The organism is Opitutales bacterium (assembly GCA_013215165.1).
Classification (GTDB): domain Bacteria; phylum Verrucomicrobiota; class Verrucomicrobiia; order Opitutales; family JABSRG01; genus JABSRG01.
Map to the genome: position 1 here is coordinate 22,723 of JABSRG010000026.1, position 21,953 is coordinate 44,675.

At 52.7% G+C, this 21,953-nt stretch carries 16 protein-coding genes; 6 read left to right on the forward strand and 10 right to left on the reverse strand.

Going from position 1 to position 21,953, the window contains the following annotated elements:
- Positions 1-368 precede the first annotated feature (368 nt).
- From HRU10_07245 to aspS, 4 genes are all read right to left on the reverse strand, one after another.
- The gene (locus tag HRU10_07245; protein NRA27026.1) at positions 369-2,444 is read right to left on the reverse strand and encodes a hypothetical protein; all 2,076 of its coding nucleotides are present in this window, start codon (positions 2,442-2,444) and stop codon (positions 369-371) included.
- Positions 2,441-4,480, reverse strand: a complete 2,040-nt coding sequence (locus HRU10_07250) for a hypothetical protein (GenBank protein ID NRA27027.1) — start codon at positions 4,478-4,480, stop codon at positions 2,441-2,443. The genes HRU10_07245 and HRU10_07250 overlap by 4 nt, the downstream gene beginning before the upstream one ends.
- A 648-nt stretch (positions 4,481-5,128) precedes the next feature.
- A complete protein-coding gene (lnt, locus tag HRU10_07255) occupies positions 5,129-6,886 on the reverse strand; it encodes an apolipoprotein N-acyltransferase (GenBank protein ID NRA27028.1) in 1,758 nt (585 codons plus the stop codon).
- Positions 6,887-6,905: 19 nt separating this feature from the next.
- On the reverse strand, positions 6,906-8,687 hold the full coding sequence (gene aspS, locus HRU10_07260; protein ID NRA27029.1) for an aspartate--tRNA ligase: 1,782 nt from the start codon (positions 8,685-8,687) through the stop codon (positions 6,906-6,908).
- Between the two features lie 344 nt (positions 8,688-9,031).
- Here aspS and HRU10_07265 point away from each other — a divergent pair, with 344 nt between their 5' ends.
- From HRU10_07265 to HRU10_07280, 4 genes are read left to right on the forward strand one after another with little or no spacing between them, the layout of a single operon-like run.
- Positions 9,032-10,828 (forward strand): sodium:proton antiporter, encoded by a 1,797-nt coding sequence (locus HRU10_07265; GenBank protein ID NRA27030.1) that lies wholly within the window; start codon positions 9,032-9,034, stop codon positions 10,826-10,828.
- 54 nt (positions 10,829-10,882) lie between these two features.
- Positions 10,883-11,125, forward strand: coding sequence for a hypothetical protein (locus HRU10_07270; GenBank protein NRA27031.1), 243 nt, complete (start codon positions 10,883-10,885; stop codon positions 11,123-11,125).
- 1 nt (position 11,126) lies between these two features.
- The gene (locus tag HRU10_07275; GenBank protein NRA27032.1) at positions 11,127-11,549 is read left to right on the forward strand and encodes a PIN domain-containing protein; all 423 of its coding nucleotides are present in this window, start codon (positions 11,127-11,129) and stop codon (positions 11,547-11,549) included.
- Entirely contained in the window at positions 11,539-13,818 is a 2,280-nt protein-coding gene (locus tag HRU10_07280; GenBank protein NRA27033.1) for an AAA family ATPase, read from the forward strand. Before HRU10_07275 ends, HRU10_07280 begins: the two co-directional genes overlap by 11 nt.
- 777 nt (positions 13,819-14,595) lie before the next feature.
- Here HRU10_07280 and HRU10_07285 read toward each other — a convergent pair.
- On the reverse strand, positions 14,596-15,855 hold the full coding sequence (locus HRU10_07285; GenBank protein NRA27034.1) for an ATP-binding protein: 1,260 nt from the start codon (positions 15,853-15,855) through the stop codon (positions 14,596-14,598).
- Positions 15,856-16,140: 285 nt separating this feature from the next.
- On the opposite strand from HRU10_07285, the gene HRU10_07290 reads away from it, so the two are divergent.
- Positions 16,141-16,701, forward strand: a complete 561-nt coding sequence (locus HRU10_07290; protein NRA27035.1) for a rhomboid family intramembrane serine protease — start codon at positions 16,141-16,143, stop codon at positions 16,699-16,701.
- A 475-nt stretch (positions 16,702-17,176) separates the two neighbouring features.
- Here the strand turns inward: HRU10_07290 and amaP are convergent, their stop codons facing one another.
- The 4 genes from amaP to HRU10_07310 are packed head-to-tail and all read right to left on the reverse strand — an operon-like array spanning position 17,177 to position 20,145.
- The gene (gene amaP / locus HRU10_07295) at positions 17,177-17,788 is read right to left on the reverse strand and encodes an alkaline shock response membrane anchor protein AmaP (GenBank protein NRA27036.1); all 612 of its coding nucleotides are present in this window, start codon (positions 17,786-17,788) and stop codon (positions 17,177-17,179) included.
- A 44-nt stretch (positions 17,789-17,832) separates the two neighbouring features.
- Positions 17,833-18,270: an Asp23/Gls24 family envelope stress response protein gene (locus tag HRU10_07300; protein NRA27037.1), complete on the reverse strand. Its 438-nt coding sequence runs from the start codon at positions 18,268-18,270 to the stop codon at positions 17,833-17,835.
- A complete protein-coding gene (gene accC / locus HRU10_07305) occupies positions 18,267-19,649 on the reverse strand; it encodes an acetyl-CoA carboxylase biotin carboxylase subunit (protein ID NRA27038.1) in 1,383 nt (460 codons plus the stop codon). The genes HRU10_07300 and accC overlap by 4 nt, the downstream gene beginning before the upstream one ends.
- Positions 19,650-19,662: 13 nt before the next feature.
- The gene (locus HRU10_07310; protein NRA27039.1) at positions 19,663-20,145 is read right to left on the reverse strand and encodes an acetyl-CoA carboxylase biotin carboxyl carrier protein; all 483 of its coding nucleotides are present in this window, start codon (positions 20,143-20,145) and stop codon (positions 19,663-19,665) included.
- Positions 20,146-20,524: 379 nt separating this feature from the next.
- Between HRU10_07310 and HRU10_07315 the strand changes: the two genes are divergently transcribed.
- On the forward strand, positions 20,525-21,574 hold the full coding sequence (locus HRU10_07315; protein NRA27040.1) for an HlyC/CorC family transporter: 1,050 nt from the start codon (positions 20,525-20,527) through the stop codon (positions 21,572-21,574).
- Between the two features lie 18 nt (positions 21,575-21,592).
- Here the strand turns inward: HRU10_07315 and HRU10_07320 are convergent, their stop codons facing one another.
- Positions 21,593-21,766 (reverse strand): hypothetical protein, encoded by a 174-nt coding sequence (locus tag HRU10_07320; GenBank protein ID NRA27041.1) that lies wholly within the window; start codon positions 21,764-21,766, stop codon positions 21,593-21,595.
- Positions 21,767-21,953 lie beyond the last annotated feature (187 nt).

Sequence of the window (21,953 nt, forward strand, 5' to 3'; positions counted from 1 at the left end):
AATATACAACACCGCAGGCGGCGACGAAGCACCGCCCTCCATTTGGAGGGACATCCTTCGTCATGACCCAGCGCCTAAACGATTCCAAAGCAAAACATTCGCGTCTATTCGCGTGCATTCGCGGATTCCTAAAAGATAAGCTTGTTGAATAGCTCACTCGCCCGCCAGACGCTGATCCATTTCTTCCAGAGACACCCATTGGGTATTCGGAGAATCCAAAATCTCGGCGATTTTCATTTTTCGCTCAGAATCTTGTTGGCGCACAAGTTGAAGAATAAATGCTGAAAGCTCCTAAACACCCCGGCCAGTATCAACCGGCCTGTCGGCTACCCACAGGTACCCGTCGCCGTGCTGAACGTTGAAACGTTTCACTCAAACGCACGGGAGGCACTCCACATCTCTACGACCTTTGAGCGTTCGACATCACTCAACCGAGGATCGGCTTCTATGCTGGATAGAACCTCTGGTGGTCCCTCCTGAATCAAGGCGCTAAAGGCCCGCTCAATACCGCGCAACCGCATTCCGCTGTCCGGATCTATCTCAAGAGCTAAATCAAAGGCTTTTTCAGGATCTGTGTGGCCGAACGTATCGATAAATGTTCGACGGATGCGGTCTTTGTCATGGGTTTCACTGAACGATTCCAACCAGTCGTCGTAAGCTTCTGGCTGACGATCCAGTAGAACACGCGTCACGCCATCCAGTGAAGCATTCCGAGCTTTTAAATCGGCGTTTCGTACCGAACGCTCAGCAACATCAAAATGAAGACGCGCCAAGCTCTCGAAGTAATTCCGCACAGCATACCAAGTCCGCCCGCCAGGTTTCAACATTGGGATAACCTCATCGATGAGCGCATCCGGATTATCCAGCATAACGCGCGGTCCTAACAAGACGCGACCTGTGTTTTCGGCGATTAATTCTGGCCCCATCCAGTCAAACCATTCCTGAACCCCCTCGACATCCAGGTTTTCGATGGCACGCGGATGGTAAGTGATGCCTCGGAACTGCTCAGGCATTGCGTAAGCTGCCTGAAGTGCCTCTTCGCCACTCAGCCCAGCCAGGGTGCTAAAAAAGGTCCGGACCAGCTTGCGGTTGCCTGGATCACTAGGCTGGTCGTCTAACCAGGACACCATAGCCATAGGATCGCGGTCCGCGGCGATACGCGCTATCTCTAGCAGTGCTCTTTGCGCAGCCTCAGGCGACTCCAGCTGCGAGGCTGCTCGGAGGCTAAACGCGATATCATGATGGGCACTGGAGGACAAAAATGCGGCGTGGGCAGTAGGCCATATAAACTCTGGGGCATCATTCTCGATCCAGTGCAATGCCGCCGCTGCATCCTCCGTCGACCATTTCTTCACCAACGCGTAAATCGGATCTGTGGAATCAGACGTCGACAAATATGCCGAGAATTTCTCGTAGACCGGGATCAAAGCATCGATGGCTATCCTGTGTTGCCTCTCGGGAACGCCTCTGTAGAAAAGCACGGGGTTGACCTTAGCTATGCGCTGCAGGTCGAATGTGTGGGCATACTGATACCAAGCTGTCACGTCGTCACTCTGCCACGCTGCAACAATCCGTTTTTCGAGGGAAAAGCGCTGCTTTTCACTAGGCAAGAATACCTCAGCAGCCTCGAAGGCTATGGCGAAGTCTTCCTTTGCCATGCGATGTACGAGGCGCTCGGCTGCCCGTTTAGGATCCTTCACACCGTCGAGCAATTCCAACAACTGAGACGGATCGTCCAAAAAGATCTCTATAACAAACTCGGTGCGTATTTGCGCCAGAGCCTTGCCCTTTGCTTCAAGATCGTCGCTTTTCTCGATAAAGTAAGCCGCAGCACGTAAAGCAGTTTGAGCATCTGGCGCGCGCGCGATCCCTCTCCAGAGCTGGGGACCATCTTGGTTTAAGGCAAGATTCGCCGCCCGCGCAAATGCGATCTCTGGGTGGTGAATCATCAGATTCTGGCTGATTTGATTCGAAAGGCTGGGCAGGTCTCGATCTACCCAGGCAATCGCCTCTGAATGCACGACTGGATCGAGTCCTATTTCCATCAATGCCCTCAATCCGCGTTGCGCCACGCCATACAAACGATCTGGCGAGGGCAATTCCATGAGCCGAGAAAAGTTGTCTGGTTTTTCACCCAGGGAGCGTATAAAGGCTTCTTCAATCCAATTTTTGGCACGAGGAAATGCCTGAACGAGCATAGAGTGATAAAGGGCGAGCAGCGTATCGGGCTCATCCACCGCCATGATAGACATCTCTACCAGGAGCGCATCTTCCACAATAGCGCGCTCCAGTCGATCTTGAGAACTCAAGCGCTCGAAATGCTCCTGCCAGACGGCTAAATGGTGCTCAACAATCTCGGAGCCGATCTGCCCGTGAGATTCCGCGCCGAAACCCGCCAGCAAGGTCCCTACAATCCAACTTACACTCTGCTTCCAACCAGTCATAAATTCAACCTTTCAATCAAAAGCTGCCGCTCTTCGTCGTCGATACCCTCAATGCTCTCCAATCGCTGTCGAGTTTCGGAGGTATAAGCCTCCATGCGTCTACGAGCCGAATTAATATACCATCGTGCTTCACCGGAATCGCTCATTCGCAGAGCCCATAGCGCAGATAAAAGAAAATCGCCCTCACGACGGTAGTGAGAAGAGGCACCATGCGCGAAATGTCCGTACGCATTATCACTCACTTCGGAGTCCGTCAGCCACGCACCGGCCTCAACGGGATCAGTTTCCATAAGCTGATAAATAAATCCACGCATTGCCTGGGCCCACTGTTCCGGATCACTCAAGCCCGAAGCCCAAGTAAACGCCTGATCCACATCCCGTTTCACCCACTCCCTCACAATGTAATTGGATGCAGAGGGATCGACTTTGCTCGGCGGTATGAGGGATAAACGGGCGACTGCCTCGTCCAACAGTCCCTCCTCACTCATCTTCTGAATGAGTATAGAATTTACCCTCAATTGCTCATGCTCCGACAACGAATCTGTCCAGCGGATCGCACCTTCGAGATCCAAGTCGACATAATTTTCCATCAAAGAGGACAGAAAACTAGACTTATACCCCCCCGTCGCCCACCAGGGATAGAGTTCGGCCATCGTATTGGGATCAGCAAACGTTGCCTTCCTGATCGCCTTCATTGCCATCTCGGCGCGGATGCTAGATTCTGGAATTCCCTTTACAAATTCGACCAGCAATTCCGGCTGTGTCACCAGACGTTCTGATATGTATCCCAAGGCTCTTTCGCGAGCCAGAGTACTTTCAAAGCCAACAGCCAGTGATGAAAGAAGCGACAAGTTGTCGTCGCTCACCGCCCGGACGCTCATCTGAATCAAATGGTCGCGCAGTGGGCCACGTTCAAATCCCCTAATAAAAGATACTGCCCCCGCTGGATCGCGCCCGACCCAGGCACTTAACACGTTGTCGTGACCAGGCAACCTTTCCACCCATCGCGAGGGCTTATCTTGAACATAGGCTATGTAAGCTCGCACCGCCTGCTCAGCCTGCTCAGGATGATTGCGTGACCATTCCGACAGTAACCCCGCGACATTGAGACTATCTGCATAATCACTTTGAAGCATGACAGGCACAGCCCCAAGCGGGTCATTCCGAATCCAAGGCTTAAAGATCTGCCCTGCTAAATATGCCTGCGAACCGATCTGATCCGCATATTCATTAAATACGTCCCAGGCTCTTTCGGGATCCTCTAATGACCAGTTGGTAAAGAGGACCTCGCTAAATCTGCGCCTCACATGCCTACTGCTTGAATCGACTATCATGGCAATGAGTGAGGTATCACTTGATAGCTTGGCGTATCGCAAGACGGAGCTCAAGTCACGCGCAGTGCTGGAGTCCGCGACATCCGCACGCTGTAGCAACAAAGATAGAAATTTCTGAGGATCGGAACGAGCTGCATCACCCAAAGCGGATTGATTCCTTGGAATACGAGCTAAATCGTAGATCTCCTCTGTGGTCATGCTATAGAGGGTGCTCAATGCTTGAGCAGGTGAAGACTCAGCGACGGCCAAAAAACGTTCGCTAGGCGACAGCGCAGTGCTCGCTTCGTCCTCGGTTTCACCAGGCAAATCGACAGCACGACTGCGACGATATACCCAGCTCCCAACACGCAATAAGGAGCGCTGTTCTTCACTTTCGAGCCCCTCTGCCCACTCAACTAGCACTTCATCTTCGGCCAACTTCTCAAGCATCGCAACAGCGAGCTCATCGGGGAAATGATGTGCAGATAACCAACGAGTATCCTCCGTCATTGCGCGATACATAGTCTCCGGAGCCACCTCATACCGACGCAGCAATATGGCGGAAGTCCCGGCAATGGTCACCGCATTGTCTGCATTTTGCAGCTGTATTAAATGACCCGAAAAGTAAATCGGCAGCTGATCGATAGGCACTGTGCCCAGCTCAGCTACAAAGCGTTCGTAGCGCTCGCGAGCAGTGAGTTCGAGCGGCGTGTTCGCAACCACATCAGGCGATCTAGCCGGCCTGTCACAACCAGCAACCAAGAGCACACAACATAATATCAACGAGCGAAACCTCATGACACACAACGGTTCAAACATGAGGCAAGCTACATATGCAACACACAAGATCGTTGATGATACAAAGGGAATTGAAAAAGCGCGAAGGCGCATCCGTTTCCTGCTTCGAAGGTGCCCTCAAGGCCTTGCGGCCTAGCAGGTTGTGTCGAAGTTGCCTGGATCGGTTTCACGTCTTCCGCGGCTCATTTAGAACCAGCTGCATTCACACATGCCCACACCGCCGGCAGCGACGAAGCGCCGCCCTCCAGAACATTCTGTAGTTGGAGGGGCATGCTTTGTCATGACCCAGCGCCTAAACGGCCATTAAAGCAAAACATTCGCGCCTATTCGCGTGCATTAGCGGATCCTCAAAGGACCAAAACTTAGCCCAGAGACAGATATACACTCCCACGATCTTCTCTTTTTAGCCGCAGAAAGCGCGGAATTCCGCGGAAGTATTTTTGGGAGGAAGACTTACGTCTCGATTTTCGAATTCCGCGCTATTCTGAGTCTTCCGCGGCTCATTTAGAGCGTGCTGCATTCAGACATGCCACATCGGCGGCGGCGACGAAGCGCCGCCCTCCAGCACCGCGGCTACATTTTCTTCAACCGCCGGCGGCGATTGAAGATGTTGCTTTCATCTTGTTGGTTCTTCTCCGGATCGGGGTCTTTGAGGTCAGGGACGATACGTATGAACACCACGGTCAGTATCAATAGGCCTGCAGCAACCCAAAGAAACCAATCACCATACTGGACGTAAAAACTAGGCCGTTTCTGCTGCTCTATGTCGCGGAATAGGAGCATGGGTGAGGAACCGCGGGTGTAGATACTACCCGCTGCATTGACGAATTCTTGCCGTATGCGACCCTGAGCATCGATCCAGCCAGACCAGCCTTCGTTGCCTACACGCACGACAGGGCGGCGCGTCTCGACAGCGCGCAACACAGAATGAGCGGCGTGCTGATAGGCTGCGGCTTCTCGGCCATACCAAGCATCGTTCGTCACGACCAAAAAGAGATCGACGCAAAGCTGGGCTGTCTCCCGAGAAAGATGTGGAAAAACATCCTCATAACAGACGAGTCCGCCGACGCGAAAAGTCGAGCCGTCTACAGTGATCTGCATGGGTGCCGCAGACTCGCCCGCATGGATGTCATAATCGAGCGGGACGGCTTTATCGACAAAAGGTAGCCAACGTAGTGGCACGTATTCGCCAAAGGGAACCCGCTTTCGCTTGGCGTAATAGCTGTCCTTGAGTCCCGTCTCAGGATCGACAAAGAAGATTCCATTATACCAGGAACCATCCGGCTCCTCGATCAGGTTACCCATTAGAATAGGGGTTTCGAGCTCTGCACTCAGCGCCTCAACCCAAGTTTCTAACCCACCGAAGCGATCGCTTACCGCCTCCGGTGTGGAGCTCTCGGGCCACAAGAGAAGATCGACGTCCTGAATCACCGCCAGCCGACTCTGACTTTCCAACACGTCAAGATTTTCACGGGCCCGATCCCGATCCCATTTTAGGTCTTGAGGAATGGCGGGCTGTATAGCTGAAGCAGTGAAAAAGGCCCGCATGTTGTCAGCATTGGGTAGCTCCCGCATGTAGAGGATGAGCGTGATCATGAGCAGGCTCACCACCACGTATAGCTCGGGACACAGACTCTTAATCCATCCTGTCGCTTTTTTACGCCCAATGAACCGGAGGACATAAAAAGAAATGGCCAAATTGACCGCTATCAATAGAGCGGAAACCAAATAGGCTCCTCCATAAGATGCCGGCTGTAAGGCGACTGGATTACGCCACTGCGAAGAGGCCAGCACCGCCCAGGGGAAACCCGTGAAAAGCCATGACCGCACCCATTCGAGCAAGGACCAAGCTCCCGCAATTCCAAACAGCCCGACAATACGCGCGAAAGCTGGCTTAGACCGAAGCAAGGGCACGGCCCAACGCACCAGGGCAAACCAAGGCAACTGCACCAGTGTGACCACAAGCGCCAGCGCCATGACAATCAAGGGACCGGTAATAGAAGGCAGGGGCGCCCCAGCCACGTTCGCTACGTGCCGGAGCCAGATAAGAATCATACTCCAAGCAAACCACTGGCTGGCCAAAACTGTAAGCACCCACATACGCCAGCCTGGGCGCAGGCCGCCCCAAATAATCCAAGGGATAGCAAATAAAAAGGCAGCCTCGGCAAAGTCGAACGGGGCAAACGCGATCACATATAAGATCGCCGAGAGCAGCCCTACGATCATCGCAGAAATTGCAGATTGAGCGCCCAAACCCAGATCGAACATGGAACGGCGACGTGGCTTAATGCCCCGCCGCGCCTCCACGCGCTCTCGGAATGAGTCGCTCATATGCTATCTTTGCCTGAGCTTACTCTGTCACCAGGCTCTTGACGTGGAGATCACGTAATTGGCGCTCAGTCACCTGCGATGGGCTCTGGGTCATGAGATCTTCGGCCTTTTGAGTCTTGGGGAAGGCGATCACATCTCGGATGCTGGTGCGCCCAGCCAGGAGCGTGACAATACGGTCGAAACCAAAGGCCATGCCCCCATGCGGCGGTGCCCCATACTCAAAGGCTTCGAGCATGTAGCCAAAGCGACTTTCAACGACCTCAGGGTCGATTTTAAGCACGTCGATAAACACTTTGCGCTGTAACTCAGGCTGGTGGATACGGATGGACCCGCCCCCGAGTTCAACGCCATTGAGTACTAGATCGTAGTGCTGTCCGCGCACCGCCTTGGGATCAGAATCCAATTTCTCGATATCTTCAGGAACTGGTGAGGTGAAGGGATGGTGAGCAGAGACGTAACGGCCTTCGTCTTCTTCGTAGACCATAAGCGGGAAATCGACGACCCATAGGAATTTCCAATCGTCGGCTCGGATCTCGATTTTGCCCCGCCCTTTGAGCAAATCCGCCGCGAGCAAACGGACCCGGCCGAGAATGGTGCAGGCGCGTTCCCACTCAGTAGCAGCAAAAAATACAATATCCCCTGTCTCGATGTTCAGCTGTTCCTTCAATGCGGCGAGTTCTGCCTCGGAGAAAAACTTCAATATCGGGCTCTTCCAGCCACCTTCGTTGGCTCGGATAAAGGCCAAGCCTTTAGCCCCCAGAGACTTGGCGGCATCTTCGAGGTTTTTGAGTTCACCTTGAGTCAGATCGGCGAGGCCCTTCATATTGATAGCCTTGATGACCCCTCCGCTATCGAGTGTGCCTTTGAACACCTTGAATCCCGATTCGGCAAACACGTCGCCGACATCCTGGAGCTCGAAGCCGAAACGCATATCGGGCTTATCGGCACCGAAGCGGTTCATGGCATCGTGGTAGGTCATGCGGAGGAAGGGCGGATCGAGGTCCACATCGAGCACGTCCTTCCAAATACGCTTCATCATCCCTTCGATGAGCGCATACATGTCCTCGCGGTCGATGAAGGAAAGCTCGAGGTCGATTTGCGTAAATTCAGGCTGTCGGTCGGCGCGGAGGTCCTCATCGCGAAAGCACTTGGCTAGCTGAAAATAGCGCTCAACACCCGCCACCATTAGCATTTGTTTAAACTGCTGGGGTGATTGCGGCAGTGCGAAAAATTTCCCGGCATTCGTGCGGCTCGGGACCAGATATTCGCGCGCGCCTTCGGGCGTCGATTTAAAGAGCAGCGGTGTCTCGATTTCGAGGAAGGTTTCTTCATCCAGGTAGCGACGCACCGACTGTGCGGCTTTACTACGCATGCGCAAGAGCTTGAGATTGGCCGGACGCCGGAGGTCGAGGTAGCGATGCTTGAGCCGTAGATCGATGTTTACCGCATCCCCAGAATCGTCCATGGGGAACGGGGGTGTTTTGGAAGCGTTGAATACTTCCACCGACTCGACTTTCACCTCGATGGCGCCGGTCACCATGTTGGGATTCACGGTGCCTTCGGAACGATCAACCACGGTCCCCGCCGCTGAAATAACAAATTCGCTGCGTAGCTTGTGAGCCACCTCGGAAAGTTGATTATCACTCGGATCCAGCACCAATTGAGTGATGCCTTCCCGGTCACGCAAATCGATAAACAACACGCCGCCGTGGTCGCGGATCGAGTCGATCCAGCCCGCCAACGCAACCTGTTGCCCGGAGTGTGCCTGAGTCAGCTCAGCGCAGTGATGTGTCTTTTTCATAGGATGATCCAAAAAATGCGAAAACCGAGGAGACTGGTCGGGCAGCGCGGAAGAGCAATGGAGAAATGGGGAGGCAGAGTCGAGAGGGTGTGATTGAAATAGCGGGGAAATTTCCCCAACTGCCTTTGTCGTGTAGTCGCCCCGCTCAGTCGGGGTGCAGGCAGTTGCTTCGATCGACACCGTAGAGGCGAGGCGACAGAGCGCCTCATCTACATGAGATTCGCGACCATTTGCGTTGATTAGCGGATGCAATTTTTTTGACACAGCCTTCACTGGAGCCCTCAAACCCATTCCTGATTCGACACAGGCAATGAAGGTGCTACCCATGACAAGACTTCTTCTTTATGAGCGAACCCATCTTGTTCCAACTGGTAATCATCCTCAGTGTCAGCGCAGTCGCGCAATGGCTGGGATGGAAATTTAAGGTACCAGCGATTCTTTTGCTCCTGGCCTCGGGGTTCATACTCGGGCCGATCACCGGACTGATGGACATGGAGGCGTTGTTTGGCGATGCCCTGCTTCCCTTGGTATCCGCATCTGTGGCAATTCTGCTTTTTGAGGGCGGGCTGACCTTACGCTTCAAGGACCTCAAGCATGGCGGGGCCGTGATCTTTCGACTCGTGACTGTTGGCGTCGTCATCACGAGCGTGATCGCGGGATGGCTCGCCTATGCTCTCTTGGGATTTCCTCCGACCATCGCCGCCTTATTCGGAGCACTGCTTTCGGTGACAGGACCCACGGTTATCGGCCCGATCCTTCGCACCATCCGGCCAAAAGGGTCGGTGCGAAACATTGCAAAATGGGAGGGCATCCTGAATGACCCGGTCGGAGTGCTGCTCGCTGTGTTCATCTACGACATCCTGATTCTCGGCTCAGAAGAGCAGATGTGGACACAGCTGGCTTTGGCGATTTTTAAGACGCTCGCTGTTGCATTCGCGCTGTCTTGGGCCGGATCTAGACTGCTCATCTATCTCGTGCGCCACCGCATGCTTCCCGATTTTTTGCACAATCTGACTTCGCTCGCGATCGTACTAGGGACTTTTTTCCTATCTAATGTCGTGCAGCATGAGGCAGGTCTGGTCACCGCAACGCTCTTGGGAATCTTTTTGGCAAACCAAAGAGATTTCCGAGTCGATCACATCATTCACTTTAAGGAAAACCTGACAGTCCTTATCATCTCTTTCGTTTTCATCGTGCTCGCTGCCAATGTGAAGCCAGAGGTATTACAGCTGTTAGACTGGCGGCATTTCGTATTTTTAGTCGCCCTTATTGTAATTGCTCGACCGCTTTCTATCCTAGCATCCACCATCGGAACCGGCACGCCGATGAACCAGAGCGTCCTGCTTATGCTCCTCGCTCCTCGAGGTATCGTTGCTCTATCGCTGACCTCCGTGTTCGTGCTCAAATTAAAGAAAGCCGGCTTTGAAGAAGCTGATGAGCTGTTCGCCTCAATGCTCGTCGTTGTTGTCGGAACCGTGATCTTCTATGGCTCTACAGTAGCCCAAGCGGCCTCCAGGCTTAAACTGTCTGAGCTCGCACCCAGTGGTCTGTTATTCGTGGGAGCGGCACCCTGGGCGATTCATCTAGGAAAAAAGCTCCAGCAACAAGGCGTGTTCGTGCACTTTATCGATAGCAACCGCGATCACGTCGCCATGGCACGAGAGAAGGGCCTCTCCGCTTCGACAGGGGATGTGCTCAGCAACGTTTTCCTTGAAGAGCAGGATTTCTCAGAAATCGGCCACGTCCTCTGCGCTACAACCAACTATGAAGTCAACACGCTCGCAAAACAGATGCTGATGGAGTTTTTCGACCGCCGGGATATTCTGGTCATCGAGCCAGACCATGTGGTCCACAATAAAGAAGATGAGCGCAAACGCCCCTTCGACCCCGCCTTCGGTAGCTTTGTCACACACAATTGGCTCGAAGCTCATGTAACATCAGAGAGCGCTATCAATACACGCGAGGTGCCCGCTGAGGCCAGCAACGTCAAAGACCTACTTGTCGGCGTGGTCCCTTTATTCGTGTTATCCGAGGACAAGAAGGAGCTGAAAATTTTCACCCAAAAATACCGCCCCAATGTCAAACCGGGACAGATTGCAATCGGGCTCTTGGATGCTGGGGAAACTGGTGAAGCTCAATGATATACCGCGAGCGCGAAATATTGCCTTTCAGGAAAACTGTGTTTTCGTGAAACTGTGAAAAATATAACCGTATCACTCGATAATGACGCCTATCGGAATGCTCGGGTATTTGCAGCAGAGCACGACACATCGGTCTCAGCTTTGGTGAAAGAATACCTCCAATCTTTGACTGATACGTCCAAACATCAGCAGATTGAACTAACACAGCGCCAAGACGCCCTTCTAAAAGCAATCACCGAAAGGCACAAGGGCTTCACATCCAGCGAAAACGTGACACGCGAGGAACTCTACCGCTGAGGTGACCTTCGTCGATACCAACGTCCTGCTCTACGCGATCTGTCCAGGAGAATCAGATCGCGAGAAAGCACGGATCGCTCAGGAGATTTTGAGACGCGATAACCTCGTCCTTTCCATTCAGGTCTTGCAGGAGTTTTATGTCCAGGCGACGCGGATCAGCCGGACCGACGCCATCACCCACGAAGAAGCAACTGCCCTGATCAAGCTTTGGCTTCGTTTTCAAGTCGTTCAACAATCGGTCGCGATCCTGCAGCACGCATTGGACTTGAAGGCACGTTATCAAATATCCTACTGGGATGCCGCCATACTTGCGGCAGCGGTTTATGCTGGCTGCACTACGGTTCTTTCGGAGGATCTAAATGCGGGACAACGATTCGACTCGGCCCAAGTGCTCAATCCTTTTGACGATCACCATGGAGCATGAAGCTTTCACCGGGGTCCTCGAACGGATCATCTATGCCAATGAGGAGAACCATTATTGCGTGGGTGAGCTGACGCTCGGAAAAGGGAAGGACAAAGTAACGATTGCCGGTGTGTTACCCAATGTACAGTGCGGAGAGACCCTCGAAGTGTCGGGCGAATGGCAGCGGCATAAGACGCATGGAAGACAGTTTAAAGTAAGCCGATTCAACTCAAAACTCCCGCAATCTGTCTGGGGGATTCGACGCTACCTGGGCAGTGGCTTAGTCCCCGGGATCGGCCCCAAATATGCCGACAAGATCGTGGACCATTTTGGGGTCGAAACCCTAGAAATCATCGGCTCAGACAGCGGCCGACTTGTCGAAGTAGAAGGCATAGGCAAGGGGCGTAGCCGATCGATCAAGGAAGCCTGGGATGCGCAGCAATCTGTTCGCGAGGTGATGGTGTTCCTGCAAGCATATGGCATCACCAACAGCCAATGCGTGCGCTTAGTTAAAAAATACGGGAATGACGTCCTCGAAATTTTAAAGAAAAACCCCTACCGGATCATCCGTGACATCGATCGTGTCGGGTTCAAGACGGCCGATCAAATCGCCCGCAACATGGGCCTGGGAAATGAACACCCGTTCCGCCTGGAAGCCGGCATCGAACACGTCATCCGCGAACAGGAGAAGGAAGGCCATACACTGGTGGAGCAAGAGCGTTTGATCGCGCTCGCCACCCGCACCTTAGAGGTGCCCCCAGAAAAGATTTCTCAACGTATCCAGCAGCTCACAGCAAAAGGGCAATTTCTCTGCAGGACAGGCGACGAAGGCATTCAGGTAAGCCGCGTCGCTAACCAGGAGAAAGAGATCGTGCGCTGCCTGGAACAGCTCCGCACCACCCCCTCTTCCTTGCCGTCCATTAAAATACCCAAAGCAGTCATCTGGTCACAAGAGCAAGCCGGCTTTGAGTTCGCTGCCCAACAAAGCGCGGCCATAGAAATGGCCCTGAGTGCGAAGGTCTCTATCCTCACCGGAGGCCCCGGCACGGGAAAAACGACCATCTTACGCGCTGTCGTCAACATCCTCGAAGCCAAACGCTGCCGCATCCTTCTGACCTCACCGACCGGCCGAGCCGCCCAACGCCTAGCAGAGAGTTGTGACCACCCTGCATCGACCTTGCACCGTTTATTAAAAAACGACCCCAATACCGGCGGTTTTGTGCACAATCAGGACAATCCTCTACCCGCAGACTACATCGTGGTCGACGAGGCAAGTATGCTCGATACATCGCTGGCCGCTAGTCTGCTACGCGCCGTTCCTGCGCAAGCCCACTTGCTTCTCGTGGGTGACACCGATCAACTGCCATCTGTAGGAGCAGGGCACATCCTGCACGATTTCCTTGAGACCCCAGCCGAGTTCATCCCGCGCACAAAACTCGATATCATTTTTCGACAAGGAAAAACCTCCAGCATCGTCACTACAGCTCACGCCATCTTAGCAGGTAAGGCTGCCCTCCCCCACACCGCCAACCTGGCATCAGAAATCGACTGGAGTTCTGACTTTAACTTCGTCACAGCCGAAAACCCAACGGCAACCGCCAAGAAGTTGTTGATGCTCAACCGAGACATCCTGCCCAAACAGCTCCGCGTTGATCCCGTTCAAGACATACAGGTCATGGCGCCGATGTATCGTGGAGAAGCAGGAATCCAGGCCTTTAATGAGTCTTTACAAGAATGCTTAAATCCAGAGGGCACAAAAACCTCTCAACAAAACGTTGAAGCAAATCAAGTATGGACTCAACGACATTTCCGCGAATCGACTGGACGTCCCCAAGCCAAAGTAATCCGCCATAGTGGCCGCACTTTCCGTGAAGGCGATAAGGTCATTCAGATGAAAAACAGTTACGACAAGGATGTCTTCAACGGAGATGTCGGTATCGTCGAAGGAGTTGCCCCCGACGGCGATACCCTCATCGTACGATTTAATAATGAGCGTGTCACCTACGACCGTGGTGAACTTTCTGAACTGGACCACGCCTACGCCATTTCTATCCACAAAAGCCAGGGATCGGAATACCCCATTGTGATTGTTCCGATACTTAAACAGCATTTTGTTATGCTGCAACGCAACCTCATCTACACGGCGATTACGCGCGCAAGAAAACGCGTCTTTGTCATCGGAGACCCCGAAGCCTGGAAAATCGCTGTTGACCGCGTCCAAACTGAAGAACGACGAACGGGGCTGAGCTGGTTTTTAAAGGAGGGTTTTGTGGAGAACGAAACGGAGTAAGTAGAGATGGTGTCTCATACCTAATATCTACTTAAAAGCTCTAGTATACATCAACATACGTATCAGACCCCGGCACACGTCCGTTTTGTAGGGTGATCGCGAGAGCGATTGCCATGGAGTGGGCCAAAGCTCTGACCGAGCAATGGCTATCGCCATCACGCTACGCGTGGCATCTGGATTTAGCTCAGAACACACCACAGATATCTCGGCCAAACAGCCGCGATCCCAAATCAAAACATTTGCGTTTATTAGCGTGCATTAGCGGATCCAAGAAAACTAAAACCCAGCCAAGAGACACATACATACTCCCACGATCTCTTTTTTAGCCGCAGAAAACGCGGAAGCCGCGGCTCATTTAGAGCGTGCTGCATCAAAACCGGCGGCGACAAAGCGCCGCCCTCCAGTGCCTTCTGTAGCTGGAGGGGCATGCTTTGTCATGACCCAGCGCTAAAACGGCCCCAAAGCAAAACATTCGCGTCTATTCGCGGATCCCTAAAATACTAAAAGCCAGCCTAGGGATACATGCACATTCCCTCGGCCTACTTTTTTGCCGCAGAAAGCGCGGAAATTCGCGGAATTTATTTGGGGAAAGTATACATCTCGAATCTCAAATTCCGCGTTGTTCCGCGTCTTCCGCGGCTCATTTAGAACATGCTGCATTCAAACATACAACAACTCAGGCGGCGGCGAAGCGCCGCCCTCCAGTTTTGCTTGGACCAACCCTCGACATAACTGGTTAACGAGACCATCAAAGACCTCAAATATTAACAGATAGCGTTAGCGAGTTTTATAAGAGCTCCAAAGCTTTGAAAGCGGCACAGCATGAAAACGGTCATCACCGAGTCTCAATACAGAATCTCCATCGTAGAGCACAATCCCCCGCATGAAATCCGACCCAGCTTGCTCAGCGAGGCGGCGTAAACCCATAGCATCGCTCAATGTGACACGAGAGGACGCCTTTACCTCGACACCCCAAACCCGACTGCCACGAGTGATCACACAATCGACCTCCACTTTGTCTTTGTCGCGGTAATGATAAAACTGCAGATCTGGATCAGTCCATGCAGCATGAGCAACAAGCTCTTGTAAAACAAACGACTCTAAAAGATGGCCAAACTGGCCTTTTTTCAGCATCCAATCTTCAGGATGCAGACCGCTCAGAGTCGCTGCCAAGCCTGTATCGCACATGTGAAGCTTTGGCGACTTGATGAGGCGCGAAGCAGTATTTCTATGCCATGCGGGCAATCGCCGAACGAGGAACAGTTTTTCAAGGATCGCAATATGACGATAGACCGTATCTCGATCCATTTTGAGGTCCACTGCGAGAGAGGATACATTGAGTAATTCGGCCGTACGAATAGCGATCATACGTACCAAGCTACCTATTTGATCTCCATCCTGAATGCGCGCCACATCGTACACGTCGCGCTCAATGATCGATCTGAGGTATTGCCGGTGCCATTGCCGAGCACGCGCTATCAAACGCCGATTAGGCTCAGGATAGCCTCCTAGCGTAATCCGCTCGGGCAACTGAGAAGCCTCCAAAGTCTTGTTGCTCCGTATAGGCTCAACAAAACCTTCGTGGAGTAGCCTCTCGAGAAAGAGTCCGGGCGCGCCCACTTTCTCTGCTTGGGTAAAAGGCTGGAGGAAAAGGCATTCCATACGTCCAGCCAATGAGTCTGCTAACCTTGGAAGCTGCAGTAAATTAGCCGAGCCGGTGAGCAAAAAACGGCCTGCACTACGTTCTTTATCAACGGCACGCTTGATCGCAAGAAACAGCTCTGGTGCGCGCTGCACCTCATCCAACGTTACCTTTTCTGGAAGCTGAGCAACAAAACCCATAGGATCATTACGGACTGCATCCAAGAGGTTTTGATCATCCAAGCTAATGTATGCTCGGTTATCTTGAAAATGCTCTGCCAATGTAGACTTACCACTCTGTCGAGCTCCTAAAAGACAGACAACCGGGGTGTCTGATAGAGCTTCCTCAAGCGATATTTTAAGGTGCCTATGAACAAAGATTTTTTCTGCGTCCATTTGCGGTATAACATACCGTCCATTTGCGGTATGTCAATTCGTCTATTTGCGGCATGGAATAGCGTCCAATTGCGGTATATATGCGCGTCTGATTGCGGTATAGTCAAGAATCGAGGAAGCTGGAAAAAACACATACCTGAGCCACTACGGGAAGCAAATAGTCAAGAAATGGAAGCCTCTGTATTTTTCTTATTACCGATCTACGGTGTATCATATCCGGACTTCCAAAGTTATACCGGTTATGCGTATTCTATTCTCGGGGAGATTTGAAAACTTCCAAATTGCATGAGAAAGATCACAGTAGATTTCAATGCGCCGTTTACGCTAACGTTCACGTTTGCTGCTTGCCTAGCTACGATCGTAGGCGGTTTTTCTGATGGGGCTGCGCGCACGCTTTTTATGGTCGGGGCCCCGATGGATTGGGGCAATCCATTCGATTACATACGGCTCTTCAGCTACATCCTCGGACATGCGGATTGGACACACTTCGCTGGAAACTTCACACTCATCTTGCTCGTGGGACCGATCCTCGAAGAGAAATACTCTACCCGACGCATCGTCATAATGACTTTGGTCACTGCTGTGATTACCGGGCTCCTCCATGCCGTATTCTCAAGCGGAGGCCTCATGGGCGCGAGCGGCATTGCCTTCATGCTAATTTTGCTGAGCAGCCTTACCAATTTGAAGACGGGTAGCCTTCCCCTGACTTTCGTCATCGTCGCACTCCTGTATGGCGGCAACGAAATTTATATGGCAATCACCCAGCAGGATAACATTTCCCAGTTCGCACATCTCGCAGGCGGTGCCATGGGGGCAATTTTTGGATTTTTTCTGAGGGGTAAGTGACCGATCGGATTTCGACATCGTGAGGCAATAGGGTCACGTCAAAGCGTGCCCCTCCAAGCAGAGATAGCACAGAGGGCGGTGCTTCGTCGCCGCCGAAGGAGGACTTGAAACGTTTTTTGCCAATTCAAATACAGCACGCTCGGACTTGGCCGCGGAAGACGCGGAACTGCGCGGAATTTGAAAATCAAGAGCTATAACTTTCCCCAAATAACTTCTGCGGATTTCCGCGCTTTCTGCGGCAGAAAAATGGGCCGTAGGACAGTGTATGTGAGGGGTTAGTTTCGGTTCGATCAACGGCCCACGCGGCGACAGAGCGCCGCGACTACAACAACAGCTTTCAGGAGCATCCTGCACAAATTCGGTCGCTTGTGTTGTCTGTTTGTATCTGCGCTGGGTCACGACGAAGCGTGCCCTTCCAATCCGAGATAGCACTGGAGAGCGGTGCTTCGTCGCCGCCGAAGGTGTGGCTATAGACTCAGGCCTTCTTATCGTCTTTAATCGCGTCCGCGTCGAAACCTAGAGCATCGTCCCTTTCCAAGTCCGAACCCACTGAGCGTTCAGATGAGGCAAAAGAACTTGAAGAAATCGTGTCCGTAGAGTCCGAAAACTCCTCCTCGACCGACGGGTTCGTGGCCCCATGCCCGTAGGGCCGCTGCACTGTAATGCCGCCGACACTGGTCACGAGGATATCAATATCCCCGATTTTTCGGAACCCGAGGTTATCCATAAGCTGGGCCTGCAGCGTTTCGCGCAATTCTTCACGGACTTCCCGCATTTTTACGTCTCCATCGACCTTGAGTTTTATTTTCAGTGTCGGGATGCCCTTTTTGACCTTTGTGAAGACTTTCGGTTGTTTGATCGTATCGATCTGAGCGCAGGCTGATTGGACCAATTCATTAATCGCTGAGCGGCTGATCGAAACCGAACCACTGCCATCTTCAAAGGCGACGATCACCTTCACTTTACGTGGCCTCATGATGAATGCGACGAGGAATATGGCAAGCAACAGACTGATTCCAAATCCGAGATAGGGAGCATAAGGCTCAGACCAGAATGCTTGGAAGTAGGCTTCAATTTGCTTAATCATAGATAAAAAAAGCCCGGCAAATGCGGGCTTTTAAAAGGTTAAAATTAGTCGACCTTAGGAGAAATGGTGTCATGCCCATCGCCGTCCGATTTGGCACTCTCATGGCGCACAGCATCGATGATGATGTCCACTTGCGCGACTGCGGTAGAAGTCATTTTTTCCACGTAATCGATAATGGTCTGTTGGACAATTTGACCTGTCTTGGCCAGCTCGACACCAAATTTGAGAACCACCTTAATCTCGATGATATACTCTTCGGCTTCGTTAGTAGTCACTTTCACGCCGCTACGCGAGCTGAACATGTCCGTGATGTTTTCCTTTAGGCTGCCACTACCGACACCGACAACGCCGGGCACCTCAAGGGTGGCCAGGCGCACGATATTGGCGACAACTTCATGGTTAATGCGGATACTACCTGAAGAGGGACTCTCTTCATTGATGGTGTGCACTGTTGTATCGGTGGATTCTTTTGGGTCGCTCATGCAAAAAAGTCAGATTGGGTGAATGAATCTTCAGGGGCGCGGTTCATGAATTCCTCCACGAACTTGGTGGTAGCTTCACCTTGGCGGAATACTGGGTCGTTCACAATAGCTTTTGTAAAAGGAATCGTCGTTTTGATCCCACGAATAATATATTCGCTCAATGCGCGGTTCATCCGATCGAGAGCCAGCTCTCGATTTCGGCCGTAGGTGATCACCTTGGAAATCATGCTATCGTAATACGGCGGAATCACATAGCCCCCATAGGCATGAGAGTCGATCCGCACGCCATGGCCGCCTGGAGCGTAGTAGAGCCCAATCTCTCCGGGGCAGGGAGCGAAGTTGCGCGATGGATCCTCGGCATTCACCCGGCACTCAATCGCGTGGCGGATTATTTTAACATCGCTCTGGCTATACTCGAGCTTCTTGCCGCTCGCAATGAGGAGCTGCTCTTTCACAAGATCGATCCCAGTCACCGCCTCGGTCACGCCGTGCTCGACCTGGATGCGGGTATTCATCTCGATGAAGTAAAAGTTTCCGTGCTTATCGACCAAGAACTCGATGGTGCCGGCATTGGTATATTCGGCCGCTTTGGCTGCGGCGACGGAGGCCTGCCCCATCTTCTTGCGGAGCTTATCGGACAAGAATGGAGATGGAGCCTCCTCAATCAGCTTTTGGTGACGGCGTTGGACGGAGCAATCACGCTCACCCAAGTGGATGATGTTGCCGTGCTCGTCGGCCAGCACTTGAAACTCGATATGGCGCGGGGCTTCGATAAATTTCTCGATATAGACGTCACCATTTCCAAAGGCCTTCGCCGCCTCATTGCGCGCCGCATTAAATTCTTTCTTGAAAGCGACTGAGTTGTGCGCCGTGCGCATGCCCTTACCACCGCCACCGGCAACAGCTTTAATAATGACGGGAAATCCGATCCCTTCAGCAACACGCAGAGCTTCAGTCTCATCGGCGATCGGTCCATCACTGCCAGGAACTGTGGGAACACCGGCTTTCTTGACCACCTCGCGTGCTGTGGCCTTGTCGCCCATCATATTGATCGCCTCAGAGCGCGGGCCCACAAACTTGATGTTACACTTTTCACACTGCTCTGCGAACTCCGCATTTTCCGCGAGAAATCCGTAGCCAGGGTGAATGGCGTCCACATCAGCGATCTCCGCCGCACTCATGATGCGGTCTGCTTTTAAGTAGCTGTCGACGCCTTGAGCCGGCCCAATGCAGATAGCAGCATCGGCGAGCTGCACATGGAGCGACTGCTCATCTGCCTCAGAATAGACGGCAAGGGTCTGAATGCCCAATTCGCGACATGCGCGCACGATACGCAGAGCAATTTCTCCGCGATTGGCTATAAGAAGTTTCTTGATCATGCCTGAGGGCAGCCTACTTGAGCTTGAAGAGTGGCTGACCGTATTCTACCGGCGCACCATTCTCGACGAGGATTTCGACAATCGTGCCGCTCTCTTCTGCCTGGATCTCGTTCATCACCTTCATGGCCTCGATGATACAGACCGTCGAGTCCACACTCACAGTTGCCCCTTTCTCGACAAACGCTTTTGCTTCCGGCGAGGGTGAACGGTAAAAAGTCCCGACCATAGGCGATTTTATCAGTTTCGCCCCGGCGTCATCTGCGGGGTTCTCAGCAGGAGTTGTGGCGGCGTCTGCCTGCGGGATTGGCACCTGAGCGGGCATAGCTGGAGGGTATGCAGCCGGTGCGGGCATGTAGGCCACCTGAGGGGCCGTCACCTCTGTTTTTGAACCTTCGCGAGAAATACGGAGTTTGAGGCCTTCCTCTTCGATCTCGAAGTCGGTGAGGTCACCCCGCTTCATGAGGTCAACCAGTTGCTTAATGTTTTTTAAATCCACAGTAGGTCGTTTTGGTTTTAGAAAAGTGAGCGCGAGAAAAGAGAGATGTCACACAACTGACAACTCGAAAGGCACAAATGTCGCACATGGCCCACAAAAGCTCTCAGAAATAATTCTTGCTTGCTTCTAGCCGCGTTCTTTGCCAGCTCACTTAATCGCGTTCAAATCAGCGATAAGAGCGTGACCTGATAACCCCCGTTGAGAAATAGCAGAGAGTACTCAACGGTTGTATCCTGCAGCAGGATGCGCCCACTCTGCCAGAATCTAACACAATGAACCCATTCGCTTCAGCAGATGCGACTCCTGACTGTTCTCAGTCAGACGACGATCCTTTTAGTAGGAGCGGTGGGCGCTGGTGTATTGATCCTGGCGCTCGCCGATGACCACGTTATACGCTTCGATTTTATTCACTATCGGCGCTTCTGCGCTATGTTCCCTGCTAGAGGCAATGATCCTCAGCACGACACCAACCGATATAGAGAGCCTTAAACAGCGATCGACAAAGGTGGGGAAACTTCTCGAGAAGTACAAAATGGATATCGAGGAAACTTCCTCGGCTATCCTCAGCTTGAACACGATCGCCAACACCGCCGGCGCTACCATAGCCGGGGCCATCTTCGTGGGAGTCGTCGGAGAGGGCAAAAGCGCCTACTTCGCCGCATTCATGACTGTGAGTATCCTCGTTTTGTCGGAGATCATTCCGAAAAACGTCGGAGTCATCTATCGCACGGCCCTGCTGCCCTACATGATCTACCCACTTGCGGCAGTGCGTTTCATGATGTGGCCTATCTCGCGCATGGCGAGTGTGGGTGTCCGCTTCCTCACGCGAGGTAAATCTGCCGAGTCGGAGACCAGCGATGAAGACATCATTCTGATGGCAAAGAAAAGCCAGGAAGAGGGGGAGATTACTCGTGACGAACACGACCTAATTTCCAACGCCCTGAGCCTAGATACCGTATCTATCGATGAAGTGATGACACCCCGAACAGTGGTCACAGCTCTGGATCAGAGCCTAACTGTGGGTGAAATTTTTGCGGAGTATCGCAACATCCCTTTCGCCCGCTTGCCCATCTACGAAGGAAACATCGATACCGTGACTGGCTATGTCCGCCGTCGTGATCTATTGGGCGCCATGGCCAATGATGAGCATCAGCGCCCGGTCGTGGATCTGAAACTGGATATCCTCGTCTTATCGGAAAACGCGGTGGCATCCGATGCCCTGCAGGAATTTCTCCGCAGCCATCAACAAATTGCAGTCGCAGTAGATGAGTTTGGCTCGGTCTCCGGTGTGGTCACGATGGAAGATATCATCGAAGAGCTTCTTGGCCGCGAGATCTGGGAAGATGACGATGTAGCCATCGACATGCGCGAGTTTGCCAAACGCCAGCACAAAGCAGCGCAGCGAGCTAAACAGCGTCCAGCAAGCTAGACAGCGGTGCCCAGACACCTACGCCGCTTCACTTCCCTCAGTAGCGACATCTACATTCAGGTAGCCATGTCGTTTCATTACACGCTCCCGGACAGACGTAGGACATGAAGGCGACTCGATGAGCTCGCGTAAACCGATCCGCGTTTTCTGGCGCTGAACTGGTTCCGTGCGCACATCTTCGATCTTGTTCATCAACTCCTGAGCTTCTTGAGCCCAACGTTCGCGAGCCCCACTTTCCCCGATTTGATAGGCGTCCTGGTTCGGCCCAAAGTCATTGATGATCTCTTGGAAGTAGAAATGGGTTCACAGCCATCCCATAGGGATGCGCTAAAAAATTAAAAAGTGGTTGGCTCTGGCGGACTTCCGATCAAGGAAGTCA